At 68.9% G+C, this 23,932-nt stretch carries 22 protein-coding genes; 14 read left to right on the top strand and 8 right to left on the bottom strand.

Annotated features, from left to right (window positions below; genetic code table 11):
* Positions 1-106 precede the first annotated feature (106 nt).
* Entirely contained in the window at positions 107-820 is a 714-nt protein-coding gene (locus ACUDP5_RS13365) for a DUF2325 domain-containing protein (protein WP_445658960.1), read from the bottom strand.
* Positions 821-1,119: 299 nt separating this feature from the next.
* Here ACUDP5_RS13365 and ACUDP5_RS13360 point away from each other — a divergent pair, with 299 nt between their 5' ends.
* A complete protein-coding gene (locus tag ACUDP5_RS13360) occupies positions 1,120-1,413 on the top strand; it encodes a flagellar transcriptional regulator FlhD (protein ID WP_263913422.1) in 294 nt (97 codons plus the stop codon).
* A 61-nt stretch (positions 1,414-1,474) separates the two neighbouring features.
* Here the strand turns inward: ACUDP5_RS13360 and ACUDP5_RS13355 are convergent, their stop codons facing one another.
* On the bottom strand, positions 1,475-1,867 hold the full coding sequence (locus ACUDP5_RS13355; protein ID WP_263913423.1) for a VOC family protein: 393 nt from the start codon (positions 1,865-1,867) through the stop codon (positions 1,475-1,477).
* Positions 1,868-1,895: 28 nt separating this feature from the next.
* A complete protein-coding gene (locus ACUDP5_RS13350) occupies positions 1,896-3,164 on the bottom strand; it encodes an MFS transporter (RefSeq protein WP_445658959.1) in 1,269 nt (422 codons plus the stop codon).
* A gap of 104 nt (positions 3,165-3,268) precedes the next feature.
* Here ACUDP5_RS13350 and ACUDP5_RS13345 point away from each other — a divergent pair, with 104 nt between their 5' ends.
* Both ACUDP5_RS13345 and ACUDP5_RS13340 read left to right on the top strand, forming a co-directional pair.
* Complete coding sequence (locus ACUDP5_RS13345; protein WP_263913426.1) at positions 3,269-4,177, top strand: LysR family transcriptional regulator; 909 nt, start codon at positions 3,269-3,271, stop codon at positions 4,175-4,177.
* 143 nt (positions 4,178-4,320) lie between these two features.
* On the top strand, positions 4,321-5,967 hold the full coding sequence (locus ACUDP5_RS13340; RefSeq protein WP_445658958.1) for a mucoidy inhibitor MuiA family protein: 1,647 nt from the start codon (positions 4,321-4,323) through the stop codon (positions 5,965-5,967).
* A gap of 70 nt (positions 5,968-6,037) precedes the next feature.
* Here ACUDP5_RS13340 and ACUDP5_RS13335 read toward each other — a convergent pair whose 3' ends face one another.
* Positions 6,038-7,270, bottom strand: a complete 1,233-nt coding sequence (locus tag ACUDP5_RS13335) for an EAL domain-containing response regulator (RefSeq protein ID WP_263913428.1) — start codon at positions 7,268-7,270, stop codon at positions 6,038-6,040.
* A gap of 227 nt (positions 7,271-7,497) precedes the next feature.
* Between ACUDP5_RS13335 and ACUDP5_RS13330 the strand changes: the two genes are divergently transcribed.
* Positions 7,498-8,628: a 3-deoxy-7-phosphoheptulonate synthase gene (locus ACUDP5_RS13330; protein WP_445658957.1), complete on the top strand. Its 1,131-nt coding sequence runs from the start codon at positions 7,498-7,500 to the stop codon at positions 8,626-8,628.
* Positions 8,629-8,711: 83 nt separating this feature from the next.
* Here ACUDP5_RS13330 and ACUDP5_RS13325 read toward each other — a convergent pair whose 3' ends face one another.
* Positions 8,712-9,950, bottom strand: a complete 1,239-nt coding sequence (locus ACUDP5_RS13325) for an NAD(P)/FAD-dependent oxidoreductase (RefSeq protein WP_445658956.1) — start codon at positions 9,948-9,950, stop codon at positions 8,712-8,714.
* Positions 9,951-10,076: 126 nt separating this feature from the next.
* Between ACUDP5_RS13325 and ACUDP5_RS13320 the strand changes: the two genes are divergently transcribed.
* From ACUDP5_RS13320 to ACUDP5_RS13285, 8 genes are all read left to right on the top strand, one after another.
* Positions 10,077-10,679, top strand: coding sequence for a GNAT family N-acetyltransferase (locus tag ACUDP5_RS13320; protein ID WP_263913430.1), 603 nt, complete (start codon positions 10,077-10,079; stop codon positions 10,677-10,679).
* Between the two features lie 117 nt (positions 10,680-10,796).
* A complete protein-coding gene (locus ACUDP5_RS13315) occupies positions 10,797-11,303 on the top strand; it encodes a hypothetical protein (protein WP_263913431.1) in 507 nt (168 codons plus the stop codon).
* A 402-nt stretch (positions 11,304-11,705) separates the two neighbouring features.
* Positions 11,706-12,425 carry a response regulator transcription factor gene (locus tag ACUDP5_RS13310; RefSeq protein WP_263913432.1) on the top strand — a complete coding sequence of 240 codons (720 nt, stop codon included), beginning with the start codon at positions 11,706-11,708 and terminating at the stop codon, positions 12,423-12,425.
* A gap of 23 nt (positions 12,426-12,448) precedes the next feature.
* Positions 12,449-13,324 (top strand): HpcH/HpaI aldolase/citrate lyase family protein, encoded by an 876-nt coding sequence (locus ACUDP5_RS13305; protein WP_445658955.1) that lies wholly within the window; start codon positions 12,449-12,451, stop codon positions 13,322-13,324.
* A gap of 286 nt (positions 13,325-13,610) precedes the next feature.
* On the top strand, positions 13,611-15,245 hold the full coding sequence (locus ACUDP5_RS13300) for an ATP-binding cassette domain-containing protein (protein WP_081821773.1): 1,635 nt from the start codon (positions 13,611-13,613) through the stop codon (positions 15,243-15,245).
* Positions 15,246-15,431: 186 nt separating this feature from the next.
* Positions 15,432-16,301 carry an archaetidylserine decarboxylase gene (gene asd / locus ACUDP5_RS13295; protein ID WP_263913434.1) on the top strand — a complete coding sequence of 290 codons (870 nt, stop codon included), beginning with the start codon at positions 15,432-15,434 and terminating at the stop codon, positions 16,299-16,301.
* A 101-nt stretch (positions 16,302-16,402) separates the two neighbouring features.
* Positions 16,403-17,620 carry an alpha-hydroxy acid oxidase gene (locus ACUDP5_RS13290; RefSeq protein ID WP_445658954.1) on the top strand — a complete coding sequence of 406 codons (1,218 nt, stop codon included), beginning with the start codon at positions 16,403-16,405 and terminating at the stop codon, positions 17,618-17,620.
* A 152-nt stretch (positions 17,621-17,772) separates the two neighbouring features.
* Positions 17,773-18,969 carry a metallophosphoesterase gene (locus tag ACUDP5_RS13285; protein WP_263913436.1) on the top strand — a complete coding sequence of 399 codons (1,197 nt, stop codon included), beginning with the start codon at positions 17,773-17,775 and terminating at the stop codon, positions 18,967-18,969.
* On the opposite strand, the gene ACUDP5_RS13280 is transcribed toward ACUDP5_RS13285, so the two are convergent.
* Entirely contained in the window at positions 18,930-19,388 is a 459-nt protein-coding gene (locus ACUDP5_RS13280; RefSeq protein ID WP_263913437.1) for an Lrp/AsnC family transcriptional regulator, read from the bottom strand. The genes ACUDP5_RS13285 and ACUDP5_RS13280 overlap by 40 nt on opposite strands.
* Positions 19,389-19,480: 92 nt before the next feature.
* Between ACUDP5_RS13280 and ACUDP5_RS13275 the strand changes: the two genes are divergently transcribed.
* A complete protein-coding gene (locus tag ACUDP5_RS13275) occupies positions 19,481-20,692 on the top strand; it encodes an MFS transporter (RefSeq protein WP_445658953.1) in 1,212 nt (403 codons plus the stop codon).
* 41 nt (positions 20,693-20,733) lie between these two features.
* Here ACUDP5_RS13275 and ACUDP5_RS13270 read toward each other — a convergent pair whose 3' ends face one another.
* Complete coding sequence (locus ACUDP5_RS13270) at positions 20,734-21,744, bottom strand: diguanylate cyclase (protein ID WP_263913439.1); 1,011 nt, start codon at positions 21,742-21,744, stop codon at positions 20,734-20,736.
* 210 nt (positions 21,745-21,954) lie between these two features.
* Complete coding sequence (locus tag ACUDP5_RS13265) at positions 21,955-22,782, bottom strand: MetQ/NlpA family ABC transporter substrate-binding protein (protein ID WP_263913440.1); 828 nt, start codon at positions 22,780-22,782, stop codon at positions 21,955-21,957.
* Between the two features lie 183 nt (positions 22,783-22,965).
* Between ACUDP5_RS13265 and rocF the strand changes: the two genes are divergently transcribed.
* Entirely contained in the window at positions 22,966-23,904 is a 939-nt protein-coding gene (gene rocF, locus ACUDP5_RS13260; protein ID WP_263913441.1) for an arginase, read from the top strand.
* Positions 23,905-23,932 lie beyond the last annotated feature (28 nt).

The raw sequence follows: 23,932 nt of genomic DNA, 5'->3' as shown, positions 1-23,932 counted from the left end.
TTGCGCGGCGCGGCCGCCAGCGGAAACCCTAGGTAACTCGACGCAACAGCCTTGACCTGCCGCCCCGCCACCAGGCGGCCTGGCGCCGCATCATGGGACCGGGCGCTCAGCGTTCGAGCGCGACGCTGCCCTGCGTCAGCCCCAGCGCGGTCAGCGCTTCGGGCTTGTCCACCAGCACGCATTGCTTGCCCGTCCGCGTGCAATGGTCTTTGACCCGCCAATAGGCGCCGTGGCTCACGCAGCCGGTCTGGCAGATGACCAGATCGGCTGCGACCAGGCTGGCTTCCAGGGTGTCGCCATCCGCGCCCTCGCTGCCGCAGTGGCCCAGGTAGCGGCCGCCCGCCATTTCGACGACCTTGCGGGTCAGCATCAACGCCATCGCGTCTTCGCCCACGCACAGCACCGACTTCTCGCGCAGGGTCGCCGCCGCGATGACGGCGGGCCGCGCGGCGGGTTCGGTGCTGCGTTCGACCGGGTGCTGGCGCGCCTGCGCCGCGCGGTCCTGCCAGGCCAGGCGTTCGCGCATCAGGCCTTGCACCCGTTCCACCAGTTGCGTCACGCGGCGCGCCAGCGCCACGCGCCGGGGCAGCCCGGGGATCGCGCTTTCCAGCGCGGCGCGGTCTTCGCGCGCCCAGGCCAGCGCCGTGTCGCGCTGGATCACGGCGGCGCGCAACCGCATGGCCTCGGCTTCCAGATGCTGGATACGCCGGGCCTGCGCGCTGAGCAGGCGGCTGCAGCGCGCCTGGGCCTGGCCATAGGCAGCCAGCAGGGCCGCATGTTCACGCTGCAGGGAATTGGGCGCCTGGAAAGATAACGTCATCGCGGGCCTCGGTTCGGTAGGAAACAACACGGCGGGCACGTGCCAGCGCCGTCCGACTTGCCGAGCATTATAAATGAGAATAAGTCTTTTTTAATTTATAACCTCATGCCCGTTTCGAGCACAGGGAAATCCATTACTGACGACCTGTGATCGCTTAAATATGATCGACAAAACATACCGGCCGCAAGCTTTTCACCGCTTGACGAGACGCCCTCCCTAGGACGCTTCGCGCCTTGCTTGTTCCTGGTCCGCGCACCCGCCGGGCCGCGGATTCAACGAAGTAAGGAAGGGGGCACCCGATGCCGAGATCCGCCGAGCTTCTGCGCGACATCCACGAAACCAATCTGATGTATCTGCTGCTGTTGCAGCGGCTGGCCCGCACCGGCAACCTGCAGGCGTTGGCGGGCCTGCAGATATCGGTCGAGGCCAGCCAATGGCTCGTGGGCCTGAAACACGACGACCTGACCCGACTGGCCCGCTGCAGTGTGCTGCTGGCGCAGTTGAACCTGTCGCCGCACCTGTTGCTGGCCGCGCTGAGCCAGGGCATGGATGCGACGCTGGCGGCCGACGTGCCCAGCCGCACCTTGGCGTGACGCCGCGATCGGAATGGCCGCCGTCCCCCGCCGGCGGACGGCGTCCTGCGGCGGCCGACGCCTACGGCGCCTCGTGGCAGACCACGCACAGCTTGTTGCCATCGAGGTCGCGGAAGTACGCCCCGTAATAATGTTCGTGGTAGTGCAGGCGCAGCCCCGGCGGCCCTTCGCAGCGCCCGCCCTGGGCCAGCGCCAGCGCATGGCAACGATCCACGGTGGCGCGGTCGGCCGCCAGGAATGCCGTCATCTGGCCATTGCCGGGCGTCGCCGGCTGGCCGTCTTGCGGCGCGTTGATCACCAGCAGCGGGCGCCCTCCGCCCGCCGGCTGCCAGCCCGCCCAGGGACGTTCACGTTCGATGAAGCGCGGAGCCAGGCCCAACGCGTCGGCCAGGGCGGAATAGAAAACATAGGCGCGATCGAAATCGCCGACACCGAGGCAGACGTGTGAAAGCATGGAAGGTCCTTGCGTGGGGAAAAGCCGATTATGCGCTGCGCCCGACCGCCGGCGCTTCGGCGGCTCTCGCCGTGCGCCAATACAGCGCGGCGCTGATGCACAATGCGCCGGCCAGCAGGCTGCCCGCCATGGCGGCCACGCCCGGCCAGCCGCCACCGGTCCAGAACTGGCCGCCCAGCGAGCCCAGCACGCTGGAACCCACGTAGTACACCAGCAGGTACAACGACGCGGCCAGCGCCTTGTAGCCGCGCGACATCTGCCCCACCCAGCCGCTGGCCACCGCATGCGCGGCGAAAAAGCCGAAGGTGAACACCACGATGCCGGCGATCAGCACGGGCAAGGCATCCGACAGCGTCAGCAGCAAGCCCGCCAGCGCCAGGCCGGTGCCCGCGGCCAGCATGGCGCCGCGCCCGTGGCGGTCGGCCAGGCGGCCGAAATACGTGGACGCGAAGATGCCCACCAGATACACCACGAAGATGAAGCCGATGAAGGTCTGGCTGAGCGAAAACGGCGGCGCCAGCAGGCGAAAGCCCACGTAGTTGTAGACCGTGACGAAGGCGCCCATCAACAACCCGCCCATCGCGAACAGACCGCACAGCGGACCGTTCCGGACATGCGCACCGATGCCCGCCTTGACGTCGCCGAATACCCCTGCCCAGCCGCGCGCCCGCTGCGGCGTGAAGCGGCGCGAGGCCGGTAGCAACCACACGAACAGCACGGCGGCCACGATGCCCAGCAGCCCCAGCGTGCCCATGGCCGCGCGCCAGCCGAAATGGTCGGACACCAGGCCGGTGATGACGCGCCCCGACAAGCCGCCGAAGGCGCTGCCGCTGATATACAGGCCCATGGCGAAGCCCAGCGTATCGGGTTCGACTTCTTCGGCCAGGTAGGCCATGGCCACGGCGGGCACCCCGCCCATCGCCACGCCTTGCAGCGCGCGCAGCGCCAGCAGGCTGTGCCAGTCGGGCGCCACGGCCGCCACCGTGCCCAGCACGGCCGAGGCGAACAGCGACAGCGCCATGATGCGCTTGCGCGGCAGCGCCTGCGAAAACAGGCCCACCAGGAAGATCGCCACGGCCAGCAGGCCGGTACACAGCGACAGCACCAGGCTGCTCTGCGCGGGCGACACGTCGAACGCATGGGTGAACAGCGGCATCAGCGGCTGCACGCAATACAACAGCGAAAAGGTGGAAAAACCGGCCGCGAACAAGGCCCATTGGGCGCGACGCAAGGCGGGCGTGCCGCGCGCCAGGTAGTCGGAAGATGCGGGACCGGGTACTGCTGCAGGGGTGGACATCGGAATTCTCGAAAAACACCGGGCAACCGCCCGTGCATTCAAGGTAGACTCTTCCCCTGCATATGTCCAATATATGAAACCAGCACTCGCTATATTTTAAAACGATGGAACTGAGACACCTGCGCTATTTCACGGTTGTGGCCGAGGAACTGCACTTCACCCGCGCCGCCGCCCGGCTGGGCATCGGCCAGCCGCCGCTCAGCCAGCAGATCCAGCAGCTCGAACGCGAAATCGGCACGCCGCTGTTCCTGCGGCTGCCGCGCGGGGTCGAACTCACCGAGGCCGGCGCGCAGTTCCTGGAAGACGCGCGCGCCATCCTGGCCAGCGCCGACCGCGCCATCGACACCGCCCGCCGGCTGGGGCGCGGCGAGCGCGGCGCCATCACCGTGGGCTTCACCGCGTCCGCTGTGTTCCATCCCTACCTGCCGCAGGCCATCCGCGCCTATCGCGACCGCTATCCGGACGTGCGCATCACGCTGACCGAAAGCAATACGCAAAGCCTCTTGCGCGGCCTGCGCGAAAGCGCGGTGGACGTGGCCTTCGTGCGCCCGCCCTACGTGCTGGACGCGGAATTCGAATCCGAGCGCGTGCTGGACGAACCCATGCTGATCGCCCTGCCCCCCGACCACCCGCTCAGCCGCAAGCGCAGCGTGCCCATTTCGGCGCTGGCCGACGAGGATTTCGTGCTGTATCCGCGGCCCATCGGCGCCGGCCTGTACGACGCCATCCAGAACGCCTGCCTGCGCGCCGGCTTTGCACCGCGCGTCATCCAGGAAGCCCCGCAGATGGCGTCCATCGTCAGCCTGGTGGCGGCCGGCGTGGGCATCGCGATCGTGCCCGCCGCCATGCGCCACATGGGCGCGCAGGGCATCGAGTACCGGCCGATCAAGGGCGATGCGCCGCATGCGCTGCTGGACATGGCGTACCGGCGACACGACCGGTCCATCGCGGCCCGCAATGCCGTCGAGATGCTGCGGCAACTGGCGCATCCCGAGGTCGCGGCGGGCACCTGAAAAATGGGGCGGTATAGCCCTGTCGCGTTTGTCACCTTCTGTAAACCCGATGCGCGCGCCTCCCTGTACATTGCGCGCTACCGCGGGATCGATGGGCCACAATGGCCAGGCCGGACCCGCTCAACCTGCCTAAAGGTGTTCTCGTGCAACGTACTCTCCTGGCCCTTGCTTTCGCCACGCTTCCCGGCTTTGCCCTTGCCGCCGGCCTGGCCTCTTCCATTGGCGCGGTCACGGTCTACCAGGACCGCGCCGTCGTCACCCGCAGCGCCAGCAGCGAACTGCCCGCCGGCGAGCACGAACTGGTGCTGGAAAAGCTGCCCGCCACCTTGCAGGACAATTCGCTGCAGGTATCGGCCAAAAGCACCGGCCAGGCCACCTTGCTGGATGTGAAGGTGCGCGACGCCTTCCAGGCCGACACCGCGAACGAACGCGTCAAGCAACTGGAAGAACAGGTGCGCAAGATCCAGGGCCAGCAGGCCGCGCTGGACGACGAAGCCGCCGTGCTGGACAACCAGCGCGAGCTGGTGGCGATGATGCAGCGCGGCGCCACCGAACCCGCCAAGGACGGCCCGCGCCCCACCGTCGAAGAATTGAAAGCCATCCAGGCGCTCAGCGCCGACACGCTCAGCCGCGCGCTGGCCGGCCTGCGCCGCGTGGCCGAACAGCGCGAAGACCTCGACCGCCAACTGGCCGCCGCGCAAGGCGAACTGGGCCAGCTGCAAGGCCAGCTCAACCGCCGCACCAAGACCGTGACGCTGCGCGTGAACCTGGCCCGCGCCGGCAAGCTGGACCTGGACGTGTCGTACGCGGTGGCCGGCGCCCGCTGGACGCCCGCCTACGACGCCCGCCTGCGCCCGGCCGACCGCAGCGTCGACCTGGGCTACTTCGGCGTCATTCGCCAGAACACCGGCGAAGACTGGAACAACGTCAAGCTGACCCTGTCCACCGCCCGCCCGTCCCTGGGCGGCGGCGCGCCCAAGCTGAATCCGTGGATCATCGATGTGGCCGCGCCGCCCCCACCCATGCCGGCGCCCGTGGCCGCCGCGGCCCCGGCGATGCGCAACGATTCGCGCGCCCGCTACGCGCCGAAGGGCGCCATGGCCGAAACAGCCCTTATCGACGCCGTGCCCGAACCGGCGCCCGCCCAGGTCGCGACCGCCGAGGTGCAGTCCGCCGCCACCAGCGCGTCGTTCCAGATCCGCACGCCGGCCACGCTACCGTCGGACAACAGCACCCAGCGCGTGGCCATCACCACCGCCAAGCTGCCCGCCACGCTGCAATACCAGTCGACCCCTGCGCTGCGCGAAGCCGCGTACCTGACGGCCCAGGCCAGCAACAGCACCGACTTCCCGTTCCTGGCCGGTACGCTCAACACCTTCCTGGACGACGCCTTCGTGGCGGCATCCGCCATGAAGGCCGTGATGCCCGGCGAAAAGGTGGAACTGGCCATGGGCGCCGACGACGGCATTTCGATCAAGCGCCAACTGGTCAACCGCTTTACCGAAAGCACCGGCTTTTCGGGCAATGGCAAGCGCGTGACCTACGAATACAAGATCACCGTCAAGAACAACAAGGCCACCAAGGAACAGGTGACCTTCAAGGACCGCCTGCCGGTGTCGCGCAACGAGAAGATCGAGGTCAAGCTGCTGTCGCCCGCCGACCGCGACATCAAGCGCGAAGACGATGGCGTGCTGGCCTGGAACTGGGAACTGGAACCGGGCAAGTCGCGCGAGACGGTGCTGAAGTTCTCGGTCGACTACCCGGGCAACATCGACGTGTCCGGCCTCTGACCCCCCATCGGCAGCCCGCCCGCCCCACCGCCACCGGCCCTGTGCCCGTGGCGGTGTGTTTGCTGTGCCGTCAGCCGCCTTGGTGCTGACGGCAGTATTCGATGAAATCGGCGGGGGCCAGCGGCATCGAAATGCCGTAGCCCTGGGCATACGTGCAGCCCAGCTCGCGCAGCAGTTGCAGGTCGCGTTCCTGCTCGACGCCTTCGGCCACCACGCGGCGGCCCAGCGCGCGGCCCATTTCGATGGCGGCCGCCACCACGGCGCGCGAGGCCGGCTCGCGGTGCATGTGCACGATGAAATCGCGGTCGATCTTCAGTTCGGTGAACGGCATGGCCGAAAACAGCCGCATCGACGCAATGCCCGCGCCGAAATCGTCCATGGCCAGTTCAAAGCCGCGCACGCGCAACAGGTTCAGCGCGGACGACAAGGTCAGCCAGTCGGTGACGGGCTCGTCTTCGGTCAATTCCACTTTCACCAGCCGTGCCGGCAGCCCGGCCTGTGCGACGCGTTGTTCCAGCATGGCCGGCAGGTCCGGCGCGCACAAGGTGGACGCGGACGCGTTGATGGCGACGGGCACCGCGATGTGCTCGGCGTGCATGGCCGCCAACACCTCGACCACGCGGTCGGCCACGCGGTTGAACAGCACCTGGTCCAGCCCCAGCCGATGCGCGGCCGGCACGAAGTCGGCCGGCGAAATGGCGCCCAAGGCGGGGTGATGCCAGCGCGACAGCGCCTCGGCCGCGACCACCCGACCGCTGCGCAGGTCGACCTGCGGCTGCAATACCACGCTCAGGCCCTCGCCGGTGGCCAAGGCCTGGCCCAGTTCGGCTTCGAGCACGTCGCGCCGCACCGCGGCCCGGCGCGGCGAGGCCGGATCGTTGTCGATGCTGTGCAACGCCGCCTTGATGGCGTGCTGCATGGCGGTGCGCGAGACCGGCTTGGACAGCGCCTGCGATGACGGGCAGCCCGCCTGCAGCGCCAGCCGCACGTGCGATTGCAGCAGTTCGTCGGTCAGGCTGCTGATCCAGATGATGGGCGGCATGGTCTTGAGACGGCCGCCGTCGACCAGCCGGCGCATTTCATTGGGCAGCAAGGTACCGTCGCCTTCGCCCATGACGATGTCGCTGACCACCACGTCGTAGGCCTGGCGCGCCAGGGCACTGACGGCTTCGGTGCTGCTGCCCACCCCGGCGACCCGCCGGTAGCCCAGCGCCAGCAGCAGGTTCTGCAGATAGGCCCGTTCGACGGGATGGTCTTCCACCAGGAGAATCCGCCGGGTCGCGCCGGCGTGGGTCTTGGGCATCGCGCGGGTCCTAGAGGGGGCGTTTCCAGGCGGCTGCTGGAATGCGTTTCACCAATGCTAAGGCATCTTCCGCGACCGCGCCGCCGGATAGGACGGGTTAGTCACTATTAATTAGCCGGGGGCCGCATCGGCGGCCGTCACCCGGACGGACGAAGCCGGTCGCATGGCTCCCCGCGCGCCAGTGCGATAATGGCGGTCTTTCCCGCATCTACGGCACGGAGCTTCCCTTGACCCCCCGCATCGACGATCCCCTGCACGACCGCGAGGTCGGCACGGCCGACTCCACCCAGGACAACACCCGTACGGACGACACCCGCATCAGCGCGGTGCGCCCGCTGATTTCGCCCGCCCTGCTGCAAGACGAGCTGCCGGTCTCGGCCGCCATCCAGACGCTGGTCGAGCAGAGCCGCGCCCGCATCGCCGACGTGCTGCACGCCCGCGACGACCGCCTGGTGCTGGTGGTGGGCCCCTGCTCCATCCACGACCATGGCCAGGCCATGGAATACGCGCGCCAACTGCGCGCCGCCGCCGACCAATACCAGGACGACCTGCTGATCGTCATGCGCGTGTACTTCGAGAAGCCGCGCACCACCGTTGGCTGGAAGGGCTACATCAACGACCCGCGCCTGGATGGCAGCTTCCGCATCAACGAAGGCCTGCGCCGCGCCCGCGAACTGCTGCTGGACATCAGCGAACTGGGCCTGCCCATCGCCACCGAATTCCTGGACCTGCTCAGCCCGCAGTACATCGCCGACCTGATCGCCTGGGGCGCCATCGGCGCGCGCACCACCGAAAGCCCCAGCCACCGCCAGCTCAGTTCCGGCCTGAGCTGCCCGCTGGGCTTCAAGAACGGCACCGACGGCGGCGTGCAGATCGCGGCCGACGCCATCGTGGCCGCCAGCGCCAGGCACGCCTTCATGGGCATGACCAAGATGGGCATGGCCGCCATCTTCGAAACCCGCGGCAACGCAGACACCCACGTCATCCTGCGCGGCGGCAAGCAAGGCCCCAACTACGACGCGGCCAGCGTCGATGCCTGTTGCGCGGTGCTGCGCGCGGCCGGCCAGCGTGAACAGGTCATGATCGACTGCTCGCACGCCAACTCCAACAAGTCGCACCTGCGCCAGGTCGACGTGGCCCGCGACATCGCCGCCCAGCTCGCCCAGGGCGACACCCGCATTACGGGCGTGATGATCGAAAGCCACCTCGAAGAAGGCCGCCAGGACCTCAAACCCGGCCAGCCGCTGCGCCACGGCGTGTCCATCACGGACGCCTGCCTGGGCTGGAACCAGACGCTGCCCGTGCTGGACATGCTGGCCCTGGCCGTGCGCCAGCGCCGCGAAAAGCTCGGCGCCTGATACGCGCGCGCTGCGGGACGACGCCGCTTCCGGAACGCCGGACGGCGGCGTAGTGCGCCGCTACCCCGCCCGCCGTCCTGCCGCTAACGGTTCAACGCATAGGGCGCAGGATCCATGTCCGGCTCTTGCCCGGTGACCAGGCTGGCCAGCAGCTTGCCGGTCACCGGCCCCAGCGTGAAGCCATGATGCGCATGGCCGAACGCCAGCCATAGCCCCGGGTGGCGCGGCGCCGGGCCGATCACCGGCCGCATGTCGGGCATGCACGGCCGACAGCCCATCCACGGCGTTTTCTCGACCGCTTCGCCCAGCGGCAGCAGCTGCGCCGCCAGCGCCCGCGTCCGCGCGATCTGGATCGGCGACGGCGGTGCGTCACGCGCCGCGAATTCGGCGCCCGTGGTCAGGCGCAGGCCCAAGGTCATGGGCGACACCACGAAGCCGCTGTCGATGTCGGCCACCGGATGCGACAGCGCCGCGCCATCTTCCAGCTTGAAATGCTGGTGGTAGCCGCGCTTGACCGCCATGGGGATGCGGTAGCCCAGCGGCCGCAGCACGTCGGGCGACCACGGCCCCAATGCCACCACCACGTCGCGCGCCTGGACCTGCCCCGTCACGCCGCGCACGCGCCAGCCGCCCCCGGACACGGCTTCGAGACTGCGCGCGTCACCCCGCGCCAGCACACCACCACGCTGTTTGAACAGCGCCGCATAGCCGCGCGCCACCGCCCCCGGGTCCGACACGTTGACCGGGTCGCGCCAGTGAATCGCGCCGACCATGCGCGGCGACAGCGAGGGTTCCAGCGCGGCCAGGCCCGCCCGGTCCAGCACCTGGTAATCCAGGCCGTAGGGCGCAAGCGCGGCGGCTTCTGCCGCCGCGCGATCCAGGCTTTGCTGGGTGCGCATGCCGTCGATCCAGCCATTGCGGCGGAACAGGCCGCCGATGCCTGCGGCGTCCTTGAGCGCGTCGTGCTCGGCCACGCTGCGTTCGATCAGCGGCAGCATCGCCGCGGCCGCACGCGCCAGCCGCGACGGCGCCGAATGCCACCAATAGCGCAGCAGCCACGGCGCGATGCGCGGCAGGAAACGCGGGTGGTAGCTGACGTCCGGCGTCTGGTTGCCGGCATAACGCAGCAGGCTGCGCCAGTCGCGCGGAAAGGCATAGGGGATGACGCTGGCGCGTTCGATCAGGCCGGCGTTGCCGTAGCTGGTCTCTTCGCCAGGGCCGCGCCGGTCCAGCAGCGTCACCGAGCGGCCGCGCGCCTGCAGATGCAGCGCCGCGCTGACGCCGATGATGCCGGCGCCCAGGACAATCACGTCAGTTTTCATGCGCGAAATTCTGCGCCCGGGCGCGCCCTTCGGCAAGCGCCGTTCGCAGCGTAGAATCCAGCAGCGCCCCGGGACTGGCCGCTGCGGCCCGCGCCTGCTGGCGGCGCCCACGCGGAGCCCTCCTTCATGCCTGCACTGCCCCCCTTGCAACCCGTCACGCTGACCGGCGAGATCGTGCGCCTGGAACCCCTGACCCTGGACCATGCCGATGCGCTGGCCGAGGTCGGCCTCGACCCCGAACTCTGGCGGCTGCAACCCGAACCGATGGAATCCGCGGCCGACATGCGCCGCTACGTCGAACGTGCCCTGGCCGGCCAGGCCGCGGGCAGCTGTCTGCCCTTTGCCATCGTGCGCCGCGCCGACGGCCAGGTCATCGGCACCACGCGCTATATGGATATTGCGCTGGCGCACAAGCGGCTGGAGATCGGCGCCACCTGGCTCACCCCCGCCAGCCAGCGGTCGGGCGCCAATACCGAAGCCAAGTGGCTTTTATTGCAGCACGCCTTTGAAACAATTGGTATCATGCGGGTCGTGTTCAAAACGGAAGCGACCAACACGCAATCGCGGCAGGCCATCCTGCGCATCGGCGGCGTCGAGGAAGGGGTGTTTCGCAAGCACCTGATCGCACAGTCCGGACGCGCCCGCGACATGGTCTACTTCGCCATCCTCGACGAGGACTGGCCCGCCGCCAAAGCGCGCCTCTCGGCCCGCCTGCGCCGCGCGCCGTAGCCGCGGCAATTCGTTCTTTGTTTTGGCCGGCGCTCAAGTTCATGCGGACTGGCGCCGTTAACGCAGTGCTGCGGGGCAAGCTTTTCCACCGCCCGTCCCGCCCTTTTCAAGTCAGGTATGGATCGTTCTCCCCTCGCCCCGCCCGCGCCGCTCGGGCACAACCGCCGCAGCATCTTCATCTACACCGAAGAACAACGGGGCAACCAGTTGGTCGAATCGGTGGTCATCGGCATGCTGTCCGACGTCTCGGGCTCGGACAAGCTCGTCGTCGTGCTGGACCCGTTCAGCCAGCTCAAGTTTATCTACCGCATCGACCACGAAAGCAGCAATCTCGACGCCGCGGCGCTCACCGAGCAGGACGAGTCCGCCTTCAATGGCAAGACCTCGGTCCAGATCAATTCGATGTCCTACAAGTTGGGAACGGCCGAGAACGCCATGAAGCTCTTGCGCGGCAAGACCCAATGGATCCAGGACAAGGGCGCCGTGCTGTCGGTGCTGCTGCAGAATGCCGCGGCGCGCAAGACGCGCTTTGCGCCGCCGCGCATCGAGCGCGACCGCGTGCGCAAGGTGCCGCAAGGCGTGCCGGTGGAATACCTGGCGGATCCGCCCTTGCCGCCGGCCTGATTCGCGCAGGCGCGAACGCGCATGCCGACCGCGCCGTCCCACCGGTGTACAACTTTTTGTCGCGGTTTTTTATCCACAGTTTCTGTGGATAAAAACAACGCACAAGCCCGCCTGGTGGCGGTTGCGACGCTGCCGCAGGGGCTGGTCATTTTTTGACCACCCGGATCGGCTCGGCCACCGGGCATCCGGCCGGCCGCCGCTCGCCCGGCTTCGCTGCGCCGCCGCAACGGCGATAATGATATTCTCCGCGAAGCGCCCACAGGGGATCAGCCGGATGGCGCCTCGTCCGACGCGGCGTCCTCGCCATGCGGACCCACCCACACCAATAAGAAGCCGTAGCATGAAAGGAGCGCAAAGCGTGTTTGCCCTCGGAGCGCCTCACGTACTGACCCGTCCGGCGCCGTGACCATCATCATCGTTGACGATCACGGGGACTGGCGCGACACCATTGCCGAGTACATCCACGATCTCGGCCTGGGCGAAGCCATCCTGACCGCCGGCACGCTTTCCGAACTGGACCAACTGCTGCTCAGCGTCACCCCCGGCATCCTGGTGCTGGACGCCATGCTGCCCGATGGCGACGGCCTGGCCCGCGTGTCGCATCTACGCACCACCTATCCGTCAATGGGCATCATCATGCTCACCGGACGCCTGCTCAGCGAAGACAAGGTCTCTGGCTTGAGCCTGGGCGCCGACCACTACCTGACCAAGCCCGTCAACCTGGCCGAGCTGGGCGCGACGCTGGTGTCGCTGTCGCGGCGCCTGCGCGTGGTGCCCGCCACCGATCCGCAGGCCCCGGCGGCCGAGACCTGGCGCTTCGATCCCGCGCGCCGCGTGCTGATCTCGCCCAAGCGCATCCAGGTCGACATCACCGACACCGAAAGCCGACTCATCGGCGCGCTGGTCCAGGCCGCGCCGCTGCCGCTGTCGCGCGGCCGCCTGGTCGAGGCGCTGGGCGCCAGCGCCGAAGCCTACGACACCCATCGGCTGGACGCCCACATGCACCGCCTGCGCCGCAAGCTGCGCGCGCTGGCCGGCGCCGACATGGGCATCCGCACCGTCTACGGCGTGGGCTATGTGTGCACCATGCCTGTGCAGATCGTCGGCAACAGCAAGCCCTGAACCCTCTTTCATTTTCTCGCGCCATGTCCCTGCCCGCACGCCCCCGCCGTTCCGTCCTCTACATGCCCGGCGCCAACACGCGCGCACTGGACAAGGCGCGCAGCCTGCCGGCCGACACCCTGATCCTGGACCTGGAAGACGCGGTCGCGCCCGACGCCAAGGCCCTGGCGCGCGACCAGGTCGCTTCCGCCTTGCGAGCCGGCGGCTATGGCCCGCGCGAATGCGTGGTGCGCATCAATGCGCTGGATACGCCGTGGGGCCACGACGACGTGCGCGCCATCGCGCAGGCCGGCGCCGATGCGGTGCTGCTGCCCAAGGTGCAGTCGGCGGCGCAACTTGACGCGCTGGCGCAGGCGCTGGACGCGGCTGGCGCCCCTGCCACGCTGCCGCTGTGGGCCATGGCCGAAACGCCGCTGGGCTTTCTGCGGCTGGACGCCATCGCCAGCGGCCACCCGCGCCTGGCGGCCATCGTGGTGGGCACGTCCGACCTCGTCAAGGACCTGCACGCCCGCCACACGCCCGATCGCCACGAGACGCTGCTGGCCCGCTCGATGGCAGTGCTGGCGGCGCGCGCCCATGGCCTGGCGGTGCTCGATGGCGTGCACCTGGACCTGGACGACGAGGCCGGCCTTGCCGCCGCCTGCCGCCAGGGCCGCGACCAGGGCTTTGACGGCAAGACCCTGATCCACCCGAAGCAGATCGCGGCGGCCAACACGGCCTACGCGCCCACCGAGACCGAACTGGCCAGCGCCCGCAAGCGCCTGGACGCCTGGCGCGCGGCGCAAGCCGCCGGCCAGGGCGTGGCCGTGGTCGACGGCGCGCTGGTCGAAAACCTGCACGCCGCCGAGGCCGAACGCCTGCTGGCGCTGGCCGCGGCCATCGCCGCCGCGACAGCCTGACACCCGGCCCGCCCCGTCGCGGCAAGCGACCCGGGCGTCCCCGCAAGCAGCGTCGCGCGCAGCCAGCTACAATACCGCCCACGATCGGACAGGCGCTGCCTCGTCCGCCTTTCGCGCGTGGCACGCGTGGCATCAGCCGCTGAGTTGCAAGGCCGTCGTCCGTACGTCACCAGCAAATCCGGCCTGCGCCGCCCGCGCGATTCCTCCCAGGTTCCTTTTTTTTGCGCCGCGAGCTGTGGCGGGAGCCTTGCCGCGCGCCTGCCGCGCCCCCCCAGCCCCACGATTCATGATCCGCTTCCAACAAGTTTCACTCATGCGCGGCGTCAAGCCCTTGCTCGACAAGGTCGACCTGCTGCTGAACCCCGGCGACAAGATCGGCCTGATCGGCGCCAACGGCGCCGGCAAGTCCAGCCTGTTCGGCCTGTTGCGCGGCACGCTGCACGCCGACCAGGGCGACCTGGACTACCCCGCCAGCTGGCGCATGGCCTACGTGGCCCAGGAAACGCCCGCGCTGGACCGCCCCGCCATCGAATACGCGATCGACGGCGACGTCACGCTGCGCAAGCTGGAAGCCGAACTGGCCGCGCTGGAAGCCGAACCCGAAAGCACCGAGAACGGCCTGCGCATGGCCGACATCTACGCGGCCCTGGCCGACGCCGATGCCTACACGGTGCACTCGCGCGCCGAACAGCTGTTGACGGGCCTGGGCTTCACGCAGGCGCAGATGCACCTGCCGCTGACCAGCTTTTCCGGCGGCTGGCGCATGCGCCTGAACCTGGCGCAGGCGCTGATGTGCCCGTCGGACCTGCTGCTGCTGGACGAACCCACCAACCACCTGGACCTGGACGCCATCATCTGGCTGGAAGACTGGCTCAAGCGCTATCCGGGCACGCTGATCGTGATTTCGCACGATCGCGATTTCCTGGACGGCGTGGTCAACGTCATCGTCCATATCGACGAGCGCAAGCTCAAGCGCTATTCGGGCAACTATTCGTCGTTCGAACGCCAGCGCGCCGCGCAACTGGAACTGGCCCAGGGCATGATGGAAAAGCAGATGCGCCAGCGCTCGCACCTGCAATCGTTCATCGACCGCTTCAAGGCCCAGGCCAGCAAGGCGCGCCAGGCGCAGAGCCGCATCAAGGCGCTGGCCCGCATGGAAGAAGTGGCGCCGCTGCGCGCCGCCGCGGAATTCTCGTTCGAGTTCCGCGAGCCGCTGCGCGCGCCCAATCCGCTGTTGACCATGGACAAGGTCAGCGCCGGCTACCGCAATACCGACGAAGACAGCGGCGCGGTGTCCGACAAGATCATCGTGTCGGGCATCAACTTCTCGCTGCAGGCGGGCCAGCGCATCGGCCTGCTGGGCATCAACGGCGCGGGCAAGTCGACCTTCATCAAGACCATCGCGGGCGACCTCGAATCGCTGGCGGGCGATACGCAATTCAACAAGGGCCTGTCGATCGGCTACTTCGCCCAGCACCAGGTCGAGATGCTGCGCCACGACGAATCGCCGCTGTGGCACATGACCAAGATCGCGCCCACCGTGCGCGAACAGGAACTGCGCAATTTCCTGGGCAGCTTCAACTTCAACGGCAACATGGCCACCAGCTCGATCGCCCCGTTCTCCGGCGGCGAAAAAGCGCGCCTGGCGCTGGCGCTGATCGTGTGGCAGCGCCCCAACCTGCTGCTCCTGGACGAGCCCACCAACCACCTGGACCTGGAAACCCGCGAAGCGCTGACCACCGCGCTGGCGCAGTTCGAAGGCACGCTGGTGCTGGTCTCGCACGACCGCCACTTGCTGCGTGCCACCACCGACCAGTTCATCATCGTGGCCGATGGCCGCGTGAGTCCGTTCGACGGCGACTTGGACGACTACAAGGAATGGCTCTACAAGACCAAGCTGGCGGCCAAGGCCGCGGCCTGATACGCCATGCCGATCGAGCGGTTCGAGGGGCCGCGCGGCCCCTGCCCGATGAGCGATCCATTCGCGGTTTAACGCGTTACAATCCCGCCGATTGCACGCGCGCGCGGTGATAGCTGCCGCAGATTGCGCGCGACAACCTCCACCCACGTCCCGCTGTCCGCGGGACGCGTTTTTTAGCGCTCTTAGATGCCGATCAAAGACCAAATCTTCCTTGCCAGCCAGTATCTTGCGCCGCATCACCTGGTGTCCCGCTTCTTCGGCGTCGCCTCCGATTGCCGGGAACCCGCGGTCAAGAACTGGATGATCTCGCGCTTTGTCCGCAAGTACGGCGTGGACATGCGCGAGGCCGAACAGGAAGACGCGCTGGCCTACGATTGCTTCAATGACTTCTTCACCCGCGCGCTCAAGCCCGATGCGCGGCCGCTGGACGAAGAACCCGGCGGCGTGCTGTGCCCGGCAGACGGCGCCATCAGCCAGATGGGCGCCATCGAGCATGGCCGCATCTTCCAGGCCAAGGGCCACAGCTACGGCCTGGCCGACCTGCTGGGCGGCGACGCCGAGCGCGCCGCGCCGTTCCAGGGCGGCGAATTCGCCACCATCTACCTGTCGCCCAAGGACTATCACCGCGTCCACATGCCGGCAGCCGGCACGCTGCGCGAAATGATCCACGTGCCGGGCCGACTGTTCTCGGTCAACCCGCTGACCGCGCGCAACGTGCCGCGCCTGTTCGCGCGCAACGAACGCGTGGTCTGCATCTTCGATACCGAGCACGGGCCCATGGCCGTGGTGCTGGTCGGCGCCATGATCGTGGCATCCATCGAAACCGTCTGGGCCGGGCTGGTCACGCCGTACAAGCGCCGTGTCAAGGCCGTGCGCTACGACGATGCGGCGCGCGCGCCCATCCACCTGGAAAAAGGCGCCGAGATGGGCCGCTTCAAGCTGGGCTCGACCGCCATCGTGCTGTTCGGACCGGGCAAGGTGCGCTGGGCCGACACGCCGTCGGTGCGCGGACCGGTGCGCATGGGCGAACTGCTGGCGCTGCCCGCCCGGGCGTGAACCCTCTACTTCCCTAAAAGCGAAATAGATCTTCCATATTTATTCGCTTTATACGATGAAGGGGCATCGGTAGATTGGTGGGTTTCAGCCGTCCCCTTGCCATGGCCACCACCACCCTGCCTGCCTCGCCCGCGACGTCCACCACGTCCGCCACGCCCGCCCGCCTGTCCCGCGCCTTGTCGCGCATGCTGTCGCTGGACGACTTCGAAGCCGCCGCCCGACGCCGCCTGCCGCGCCCGATCTTCGGCTACGTCGCCGGCGCGGCGGAAGACAACCAATCGCTGCGCGCCAACCGGCACGACTTCGGGCGCTATGGCTTCCAGCCGCGCGTGCTGGTCGACGTATCCGGGCGCAGCCAGCACACCGAGCTGTTCGGGCGCCGCTACGAATCGCCGTTCGGCATCGCGCCCATGGGCATCAGCGCCCTGTCGGCCTATCGCGGCGACATCGTGCTGGCCCGCGCCGCGCGCGAACAGGGCATCCCCGCCATCCTGAGCGGCACCGCGCTGATCGCGCTGGAAGACGTGATCCGCGAAGCGCCCGGCACCTGGTTCCAGGCCTACCTGCCTGGCGACCCGGCGCGCATCGACGCGCTGGTGGCGCGCGCGGCCAAGGCCGGCTACGAAACGCTGGTGCTGACCGTGGACATCCCCGTGTCCGCCAACCGCGAAAACAACGTGCGCACCGGCTTTTCGACGCCCCTCAAGCCCAGCCTGCGCCTGGCTTGGGATGGCCTGACGCACCCGCGCTGGCTGGCCGGCACCTTCCTGCGCACGCTGCTCAATCACGGCATGCCGCACTTCGAGAATTCCTTCGCCACGCGCGGCGCGCCCATCGTATCGGCCTCGGTGCTGCGCGACTTCAGCGCGCGCGACCACCTGAACTGGGAACACGTGGCGCGCATCCGGCGCCAATGGTCGGGCACGCTGATCATCAAGGGCATCCTGCATCCGGCCGATGCGCGATTGGCGCGCCAGCACGGCGCCGACGGCATCATCGTGTCGAACCACGGCGGGCGGCAGCTCGATGGCGCCATCTCGCCGCTGCGCGCGCTGCCCGGCGTGGTGGACGCGGCGGGCGCGATGCCGGTGATGATGGACAGCGGCGTGCGCCGCGGCGGCGACGTGCTCAAGGCGCTGGCGCTGGGCGCGCGCTTCGTGTTCGTGGGCCGCCCCTTCAACTACGCCGCCGCGGTGGGCGGCGAGGCGGGCGTATCGCATGCCATCGGCCTGTTGCGCGCCGAGGTCGACCGCAACATGGCCATGCTGGGCGTGAATCGCCTGGCCGAGATCGGGCCCGACCTGTTGATGCCGGCCTGAGCAGGACGCGGGTCTGCGCCTGCCCCCTTGCCCGTGCCAGGGTCTTCGCGGGCAGCCCGCCAGACAAGCCCGGCGTCAGGCGCACCGCATAGAATGGCAGTTCCTTTGCTACCCGCGGGCCGGCTCCCTGGCCGGCCCCCGCCCCGCCGCCCGTGTCCTTACGCCAATCCTCATTCTTTCTGCGCTTTCTGACCCTGGGCGCGCTCGCCCATGTGTATGTGGGCGCCCGCCTCATCCCCGACGCCGGGTTCGCCGGCTCGGGCGCCGCCACCGCCATCCTGCTGCTGATCCTGTCGTGCATCCTGATCCCGCTGGGCATGCTGGGACGCTCGTCGGTGCACCCGCCTTGGGGCGATCGCATCGCCTGGGTGGGGTTGATTGCCATGGGGCTGTTTTCGTCACTGTTCGTGCTGACGGTGCTGCGCGACGCGCTGCTGCTGGCGGCCTGGCTGATCGACCTGGCCACCGGCATCGGCCTGCCGTGGACCGCGCTGCGGCGTTGGAGCGCATTGGCCGTGGCCGCGCTGGCGCTGGCCGCCACGCTGGTCGGCTTCTACAACGCACGCCGGCGCGCGCAGGTCGTGACGGTGGACGTGCCCATCGCGGGTCTGCCTGCCGACCTGGACGGCTTCACCATCGTGCAGATCAGCGACATCCACGTCGGCCCGACCATCAAGAAACGCTACGTGCAGGCCATTGTGGACGCGGTGAATGCGCAAACGCCCGACGTCATCGCCATCACCGGCGACGTGGTGGACGGCAGCGTCGAGCAGTTGGCGGCGCAGGCCAGTCCGCTGGGCCAGTTGCGCGCCCCCTTCGGCGTGTACCTGGTGACCGGCAACCATGAATATTATTCAGGCGCCACGCCCTGGGTGGCCGAGTTTCGCCGCCTGGGCCTGCGGGTGCTGATGAACGAGCACGCCGTGATCCACCCGGCCGGCCTGCCGGTGGTAGTGGCGGGCGTGACCGACTACAGCGCCGGCGCCTTCGACCCGCAGCAGCGCAGCAACCCCAAGGCCGCGCTGGCCGGCGCCCCGGCCGATGCCTTGCCCAAGATCCTGCTGGCGCACCAGCCGCGCAGCGCGGCCGCGGCCGAACCGCTGGGCTACACGCTGCAGCTGTCCGGCCACACGCACGGCGGGCAGTTCTTTCCGTGGGGCTTCTTCGTGCGGTTCCAGCAGCCGTTCACGGCCGGCCTGCACCGCCAGGGCAAGATGTGGGTCTACACCAGCCGCGGCACCGGCTACTGGGGCCCGCCCAAGCGCCTGGGCGCGCCGTCGGAGATCACCCGCCTGCGGCTGCGGCCGGCTCAGTCCGCGTCGTCGGGCAACGGCCCGCGCTCAAGATAGCTGGTCAGCGCGATGTCGCTGGTGGTGTTGGTGATGCCGTCGATCTGATGGATGCGCGCCAGCAGCGCCTCCAGCGCCTGGGTATCGCGCACCCGCACTTTCAGCAGCATCGCGCTCTTGCCGGTGATGGTGTGAATCTCTTCCACCTCGGTCAGCTCGGCCAGTCCCAGCACCTGCTGGGTGATGCTCCAGTTGTTGGTATCCACGTGCACAAAGGCCAGGAGCGGACGGCCGATGCGGGCGCCATCCAGCTTGGCGGCGATGCCCTTGATCAGGCCGTCGCGCTTCAGGCGCTTGACGCGCTCGTGCACGGCGGGGGCCGACAGGTTCAATTGCTTGCCCAGTTCGGCATAGCTCGGCGAGGCGTCATCGGCCAGCAGCGTTAATAGTTTTCGGTCGCGGTCGTCGAGATCGGGCATTGGAATCGGGTTCTGCCTAACGGCATTCGAACTTTGATGAGATAAGGGAATATCGGTGTTAACCCTTATTTTATTCCAATAAAATGCCGCGGATGCAGAATCACGATGTTTCCCGCAGCACCCCACGCAAGGCTCCCCTGCCCGCCGCCATTCCCGCCCTGATGTTCGCCGTCAGCGTGGTGGGCTCCAACGGCCTGGCGTTGAGCCCCATCCTGTCCGACGTGGCGCGCTCGTTCGGCAGCACGCCGCTGACCGTCAGCACCGCCATTTCGGCCTACGGCGCGGCCACGGCGGCCAGCGCCTTCCTGCTGGCGGCCCGCATCGACCGCTGGGGCATCCGCCGCGCCCTGCTGGGCGCCATGATCGCGCTGATCGCCGCCCTGCTGCTGTCGGCCTGCGCGCCTCACTGGATCGTGCTGACCGCGGCGCAGGCGCTGGCCGGCGCCGCCGCGGGCGTGATCCTGCCGGCCGCCTACGGCTCGGCCTCGCTGGTGGCCGCGCCGGGCCAGGAAACCCGCGCCCTGGGCCGCGTCATCTCGGGCTGGTCGGTGTCGCTGGTGGCGGGCGTGCCGCTATCGGCGCTGATGTCGGACGCGGTCGGCTGGCGCGCCACCTACGCCGCGCTGGCGCTGTGTGCCGCCGTCGCCCTGCTGGGCCTGCGGCGCCTGCCCGAACGCCGCAGCGCCCACCCCGCGCCGCTGCGCCTGACGCGTCTGTTGGCCCCGCTGTCGTACCGCGACGTGCCCGTGCTGCTGTTGGGCTGCCTGGCGTTCTCGTCCGCGTTCTACGGCGTCTATGCGTTCCTGGCGGACCACGTACGCACGCTGCTGGGCCTGTCGGCGGGCCAGGTGGGCTTCATTGCGTTTGCCTACGGCGCGGGCTTCCTGTTCGCAGGCCTGGCCGGCGCGCCGCTGATCGAACGGCTGGGGCCGCGCCGCGCGCTGCCGCTGGCCCTGGGCGCCATTGCCTTGGTGTACCTGGGCCTCTTGCCCGCCGCGCACGCGCTGGCCGCCGTGCTGGGCATGGCCGTGCTGTGGGGCGCCGCCTCGCAACTGAGCCTGAACCTGCTGGTGCTGCTGCTGTCGCGGGCCCGCCCCGAGGAACGCGGCGCGGTGCTGGGCCTGAATACCTGCACCACCTACCTGGGCGCCAGCGTCGGCACCGCCATCGCCGGCACGCTGTACACGCATGCGGGCTTTGCCACCCTGGGGCTGGCGGCCGCGGGCGCGGTGGCCCTGGCGGCGCTGGTCCTGCATTGGCGCTTGAACGGCCGCCGCGCAGTGAGCAACCGCGCCACGGCCTGATTCCCGTAGCGGTCGGCGCGCGGCTGGCGCCTTGCGCTCCCCTAGTCCGGCAGCACCACCGCGCAATCCCGCCCGGCGCGCTTGGCGCGGTACAGCGCCTGGTCCGCGCGCCGCAGCACGTCCGACATGCTGGCATCGGTCGGCAGGAAGCGCGTGATGCCGCCGCTGGCCGACAACACCACCGCGTGCCCATCGACGCTGGCCGGATGCTGCCGCAGGCCGGCACGCAGCCGGTCACAGACCGCCAGCGCCACGTCCGGATCGGCATCGGCCAGCAGCACCACGAATTCCTCGCCGCCCAAGCGGCCCACCGCGTCGCCCTCGCGCAGGCAGCCTTGCAGCTGGGCGCAGAAGTGGCGCAGCGCGGCGTCGCCGCCCAGGTGGCCGTAGCGGTCGTTGACCTGCTTGAAGTAGTCCAGGTCCAGCATCAGCGCCGTATGTCGAGCGCCCTGCCGCGCGGCTTCCAGCATGGCCTGCATGCGCAGCAGGATTTCGGCGCGGGTCCAGCAGCCGGTCAGGTCATCCACCTTGGCCAGCCGCGCCAGCGCGGCCTCGTTGCGGCGGTTCTCGGTCATGTCCATGCCGATATTGACCACGCTGCCATCCGGCAGCCGCACGTTGGACCACAGCACCGACAGGCGTTCGCCGTTACGTGCCAGCGGCTGCCATTCGCGAAACGACTGTTCGGGCGTGGGGCCCACGCTTTGCAGCACGCGCGCGCGGGTGTCGGGGTCGGGATAGAACAGCGCCAGGGGTTCGGGGTAGCTGTTGATTTCGTCGAGCGTCCAGCCGAAGCGGCGCACACAGGCCTCGTTCCACAGCACGCAGCGGCCATCTCCATCAAAGGCGTTGATCAGCACCGGCGCGTTGTGGAACAGGGCCTCGTAGCGCGCCACCACTTCACGCAGGCGCCGCAGCTCGGCGTCGCGGGCATCGCCGCCGGTCGGCGCGGGGTCAACGGCGGGCGGCAGCGCCTGCGCGGCGTCCGGACGGGCTGCCTCGGCGCGCGGCTGCGGCGAAATCAGAGCGTCTTTCGATGAAACGAGTCGCATGGGTTCGCAGTCGGGGAAAGGCGGCGCGCACTGGCCGCGTGGGCATCCTACGCCTGGACAAGGGCACAGGGCGGCAAAGCGCGGCAAGTATACGTTTCAATCTGCTACCCGACTGCCAAGAATCGTCAAGGCGCGGCGCCCGCGGGTTCGGCCCCCTTCGCCCGCCATGCCCTGCCGCGCCCCGCCAGCAGTCATGCTGCCGACGCCCAGCTACCAAGGGAACGCGATCAGGTCGCCATACAGGCTGCGCAGCTTGGCCTTGACCTCGGCCGACTGCTGGTAGATGGCAATGAACTTCAACAGACGCGGATCCGAGGCGCGTTCAGGCAGGGCCACCCAGCGGATGGCGTATCGGCGCACGTTGGTGGGGTCGGTATTGTCGAACGCCAGCCCGTCCTTTTCATCCAGGCCGGCCTGCTTGGCAAACGTGGTGTAGGTCACCGAGGCCGTGACGTCATCGAACGTGCGCGCCGATTGCGAGCCTTCGATCGGCACGAACTTCAACCGCTTGGGGTTGACCGTGACGTCTTGCAGCGTGGCCTGGTGCGCCACGCCGGGTTTCAGCTTGATCAGGCCGATGGATTCCAGCAGCAGCAAGGCGCGGCCCGTGTTGACCGGGTCGTTGGGCACCGCGATGGTGGCGCCTTCGGGCAGTGGTTCGCCCTTCTTGAGCTTCTTGGAAAAGAGGCCGATGGTGGTCGAATAGCCGTAGGCGATCGGCGTCAGGTTGGCGCCGCGCCGTGCGTTGAACAATTGCAGGAAGGGCTCGTGCTGAAAGAAGTTGGCGTCCACCGAGCCGTCGGCCACCGCGATGTTGGGCAGCACCCAATCGTTGAATTCCACCAGTTGCACCTCCAGGCCCTGCTTGCGCGCCTCGGCGACGGCCAGCTCGGTGGCGGCATTGGCCACGCTGGGGATCACGCCGATGCGCAGCGGCTTGTCGGCGGCCTGGGCCGGCGCCAGGACGGTCAGGCCGGCCAGGGCCAGCGCGGCCACGGCGCGGCGCGCCAGAGTCAGGAACACGGATTGCTGGAACATGGAATCGTCCGGTAAAAAACGGCCATCGGCGCGGGGGGTGGACGCTATTGTGCCGCAGCCTCGCCCCGCCCAGGGCAAAAGCCCGCCCACTGCCAGGGCAATGACGCCGCCCGACGGCGCTACACTCGACGCCACCGCCGCCTTCCCTGGGCGCCCCTGACCCCAGCTTCACGGAGCCAGACCTTGCCAAACACCCCCTCCCTGCCCCCCCACGTCACCCTCATCGGCGCCCCCACCGACATCGGCGCGGGCGCGCGCGGCGCCTCGATGGGCCCCGAAGCGCTGCGCGTGGCCGGCATCGGGCCGGTCATCGAAGCCCAGGGCTTTACCGTCACCGACCAGGGCAACCTGTACGGTCCGGCCAACCCATGGCAACCGCCCGTGGACGGCTACCGCCACCTGGCCGAGGTCACCGCCTGGAACCAGGCCGTGCACGACGCCGTGTACGACGCGCTGGCCCAGGGCCACCTGCCCATCCTGCTGGGCGGCGATCATTGCCTGGGCATCGGCTCGATCAGCGCCGTGGCGCGCCATTGCCGCGCCGCCGGCAAGAAGCTGCGCGTGCTGTGGCTGGACGCCCACACCGACTTCAACACCAACACGCTGACGCCCACCGGCAACATCCACGGCATGCCGGTCGCCTGCCTGTGCGGCCACGGTCCCGCGGAAATCACCGGCATGTCCGGCCAGACGCCCGACATCGATCCGTCGTGGGTGCGCCAGATCGGCATCCGCAGCGTCGACGATGGCGAAAAGCGCCTGGTGCACCAGGCCGGCCTGGAAGTGTTCGACATGCGCTACCTGGACGAGATGGGCATGCGCGCCACCATGCAGGCTGCGCTGGCCGGGCTGGACGACGACACCCACCTGCACGTGAGCTTCGACGTCGACTTCCTCGACCCCGAGATCGCCCCCGGCGTCGGCACCACCGTCATGGGCGGCCCCACCTATCGCGAAGCCCAGCTGTGCATGGAAATGATCGCCGACACCGGCCTCATGCGTTCGCTGGACGTGGTGGAACTGAACCCCGCCTTCGACGTGCGCAACAAAACGGCCGACCTGGCCGTGGACCTGATCGAAAGCCTGTTCGGCAAGTCGACGCTGGTGCGACGCGGCAGCTGATCCTCCGTTCTCAAGGGCGGGCGGCGCG

It is taken from the genome of Achromobacter sp. NCFB-sbj8-Ac1-l, assembly GCF_052695805.1.
The sequence above is the reverse complement of the archived record's forward strand: the minus strand, read 5'-3'. Positions and strand labels throughout refer to the sequence as shown.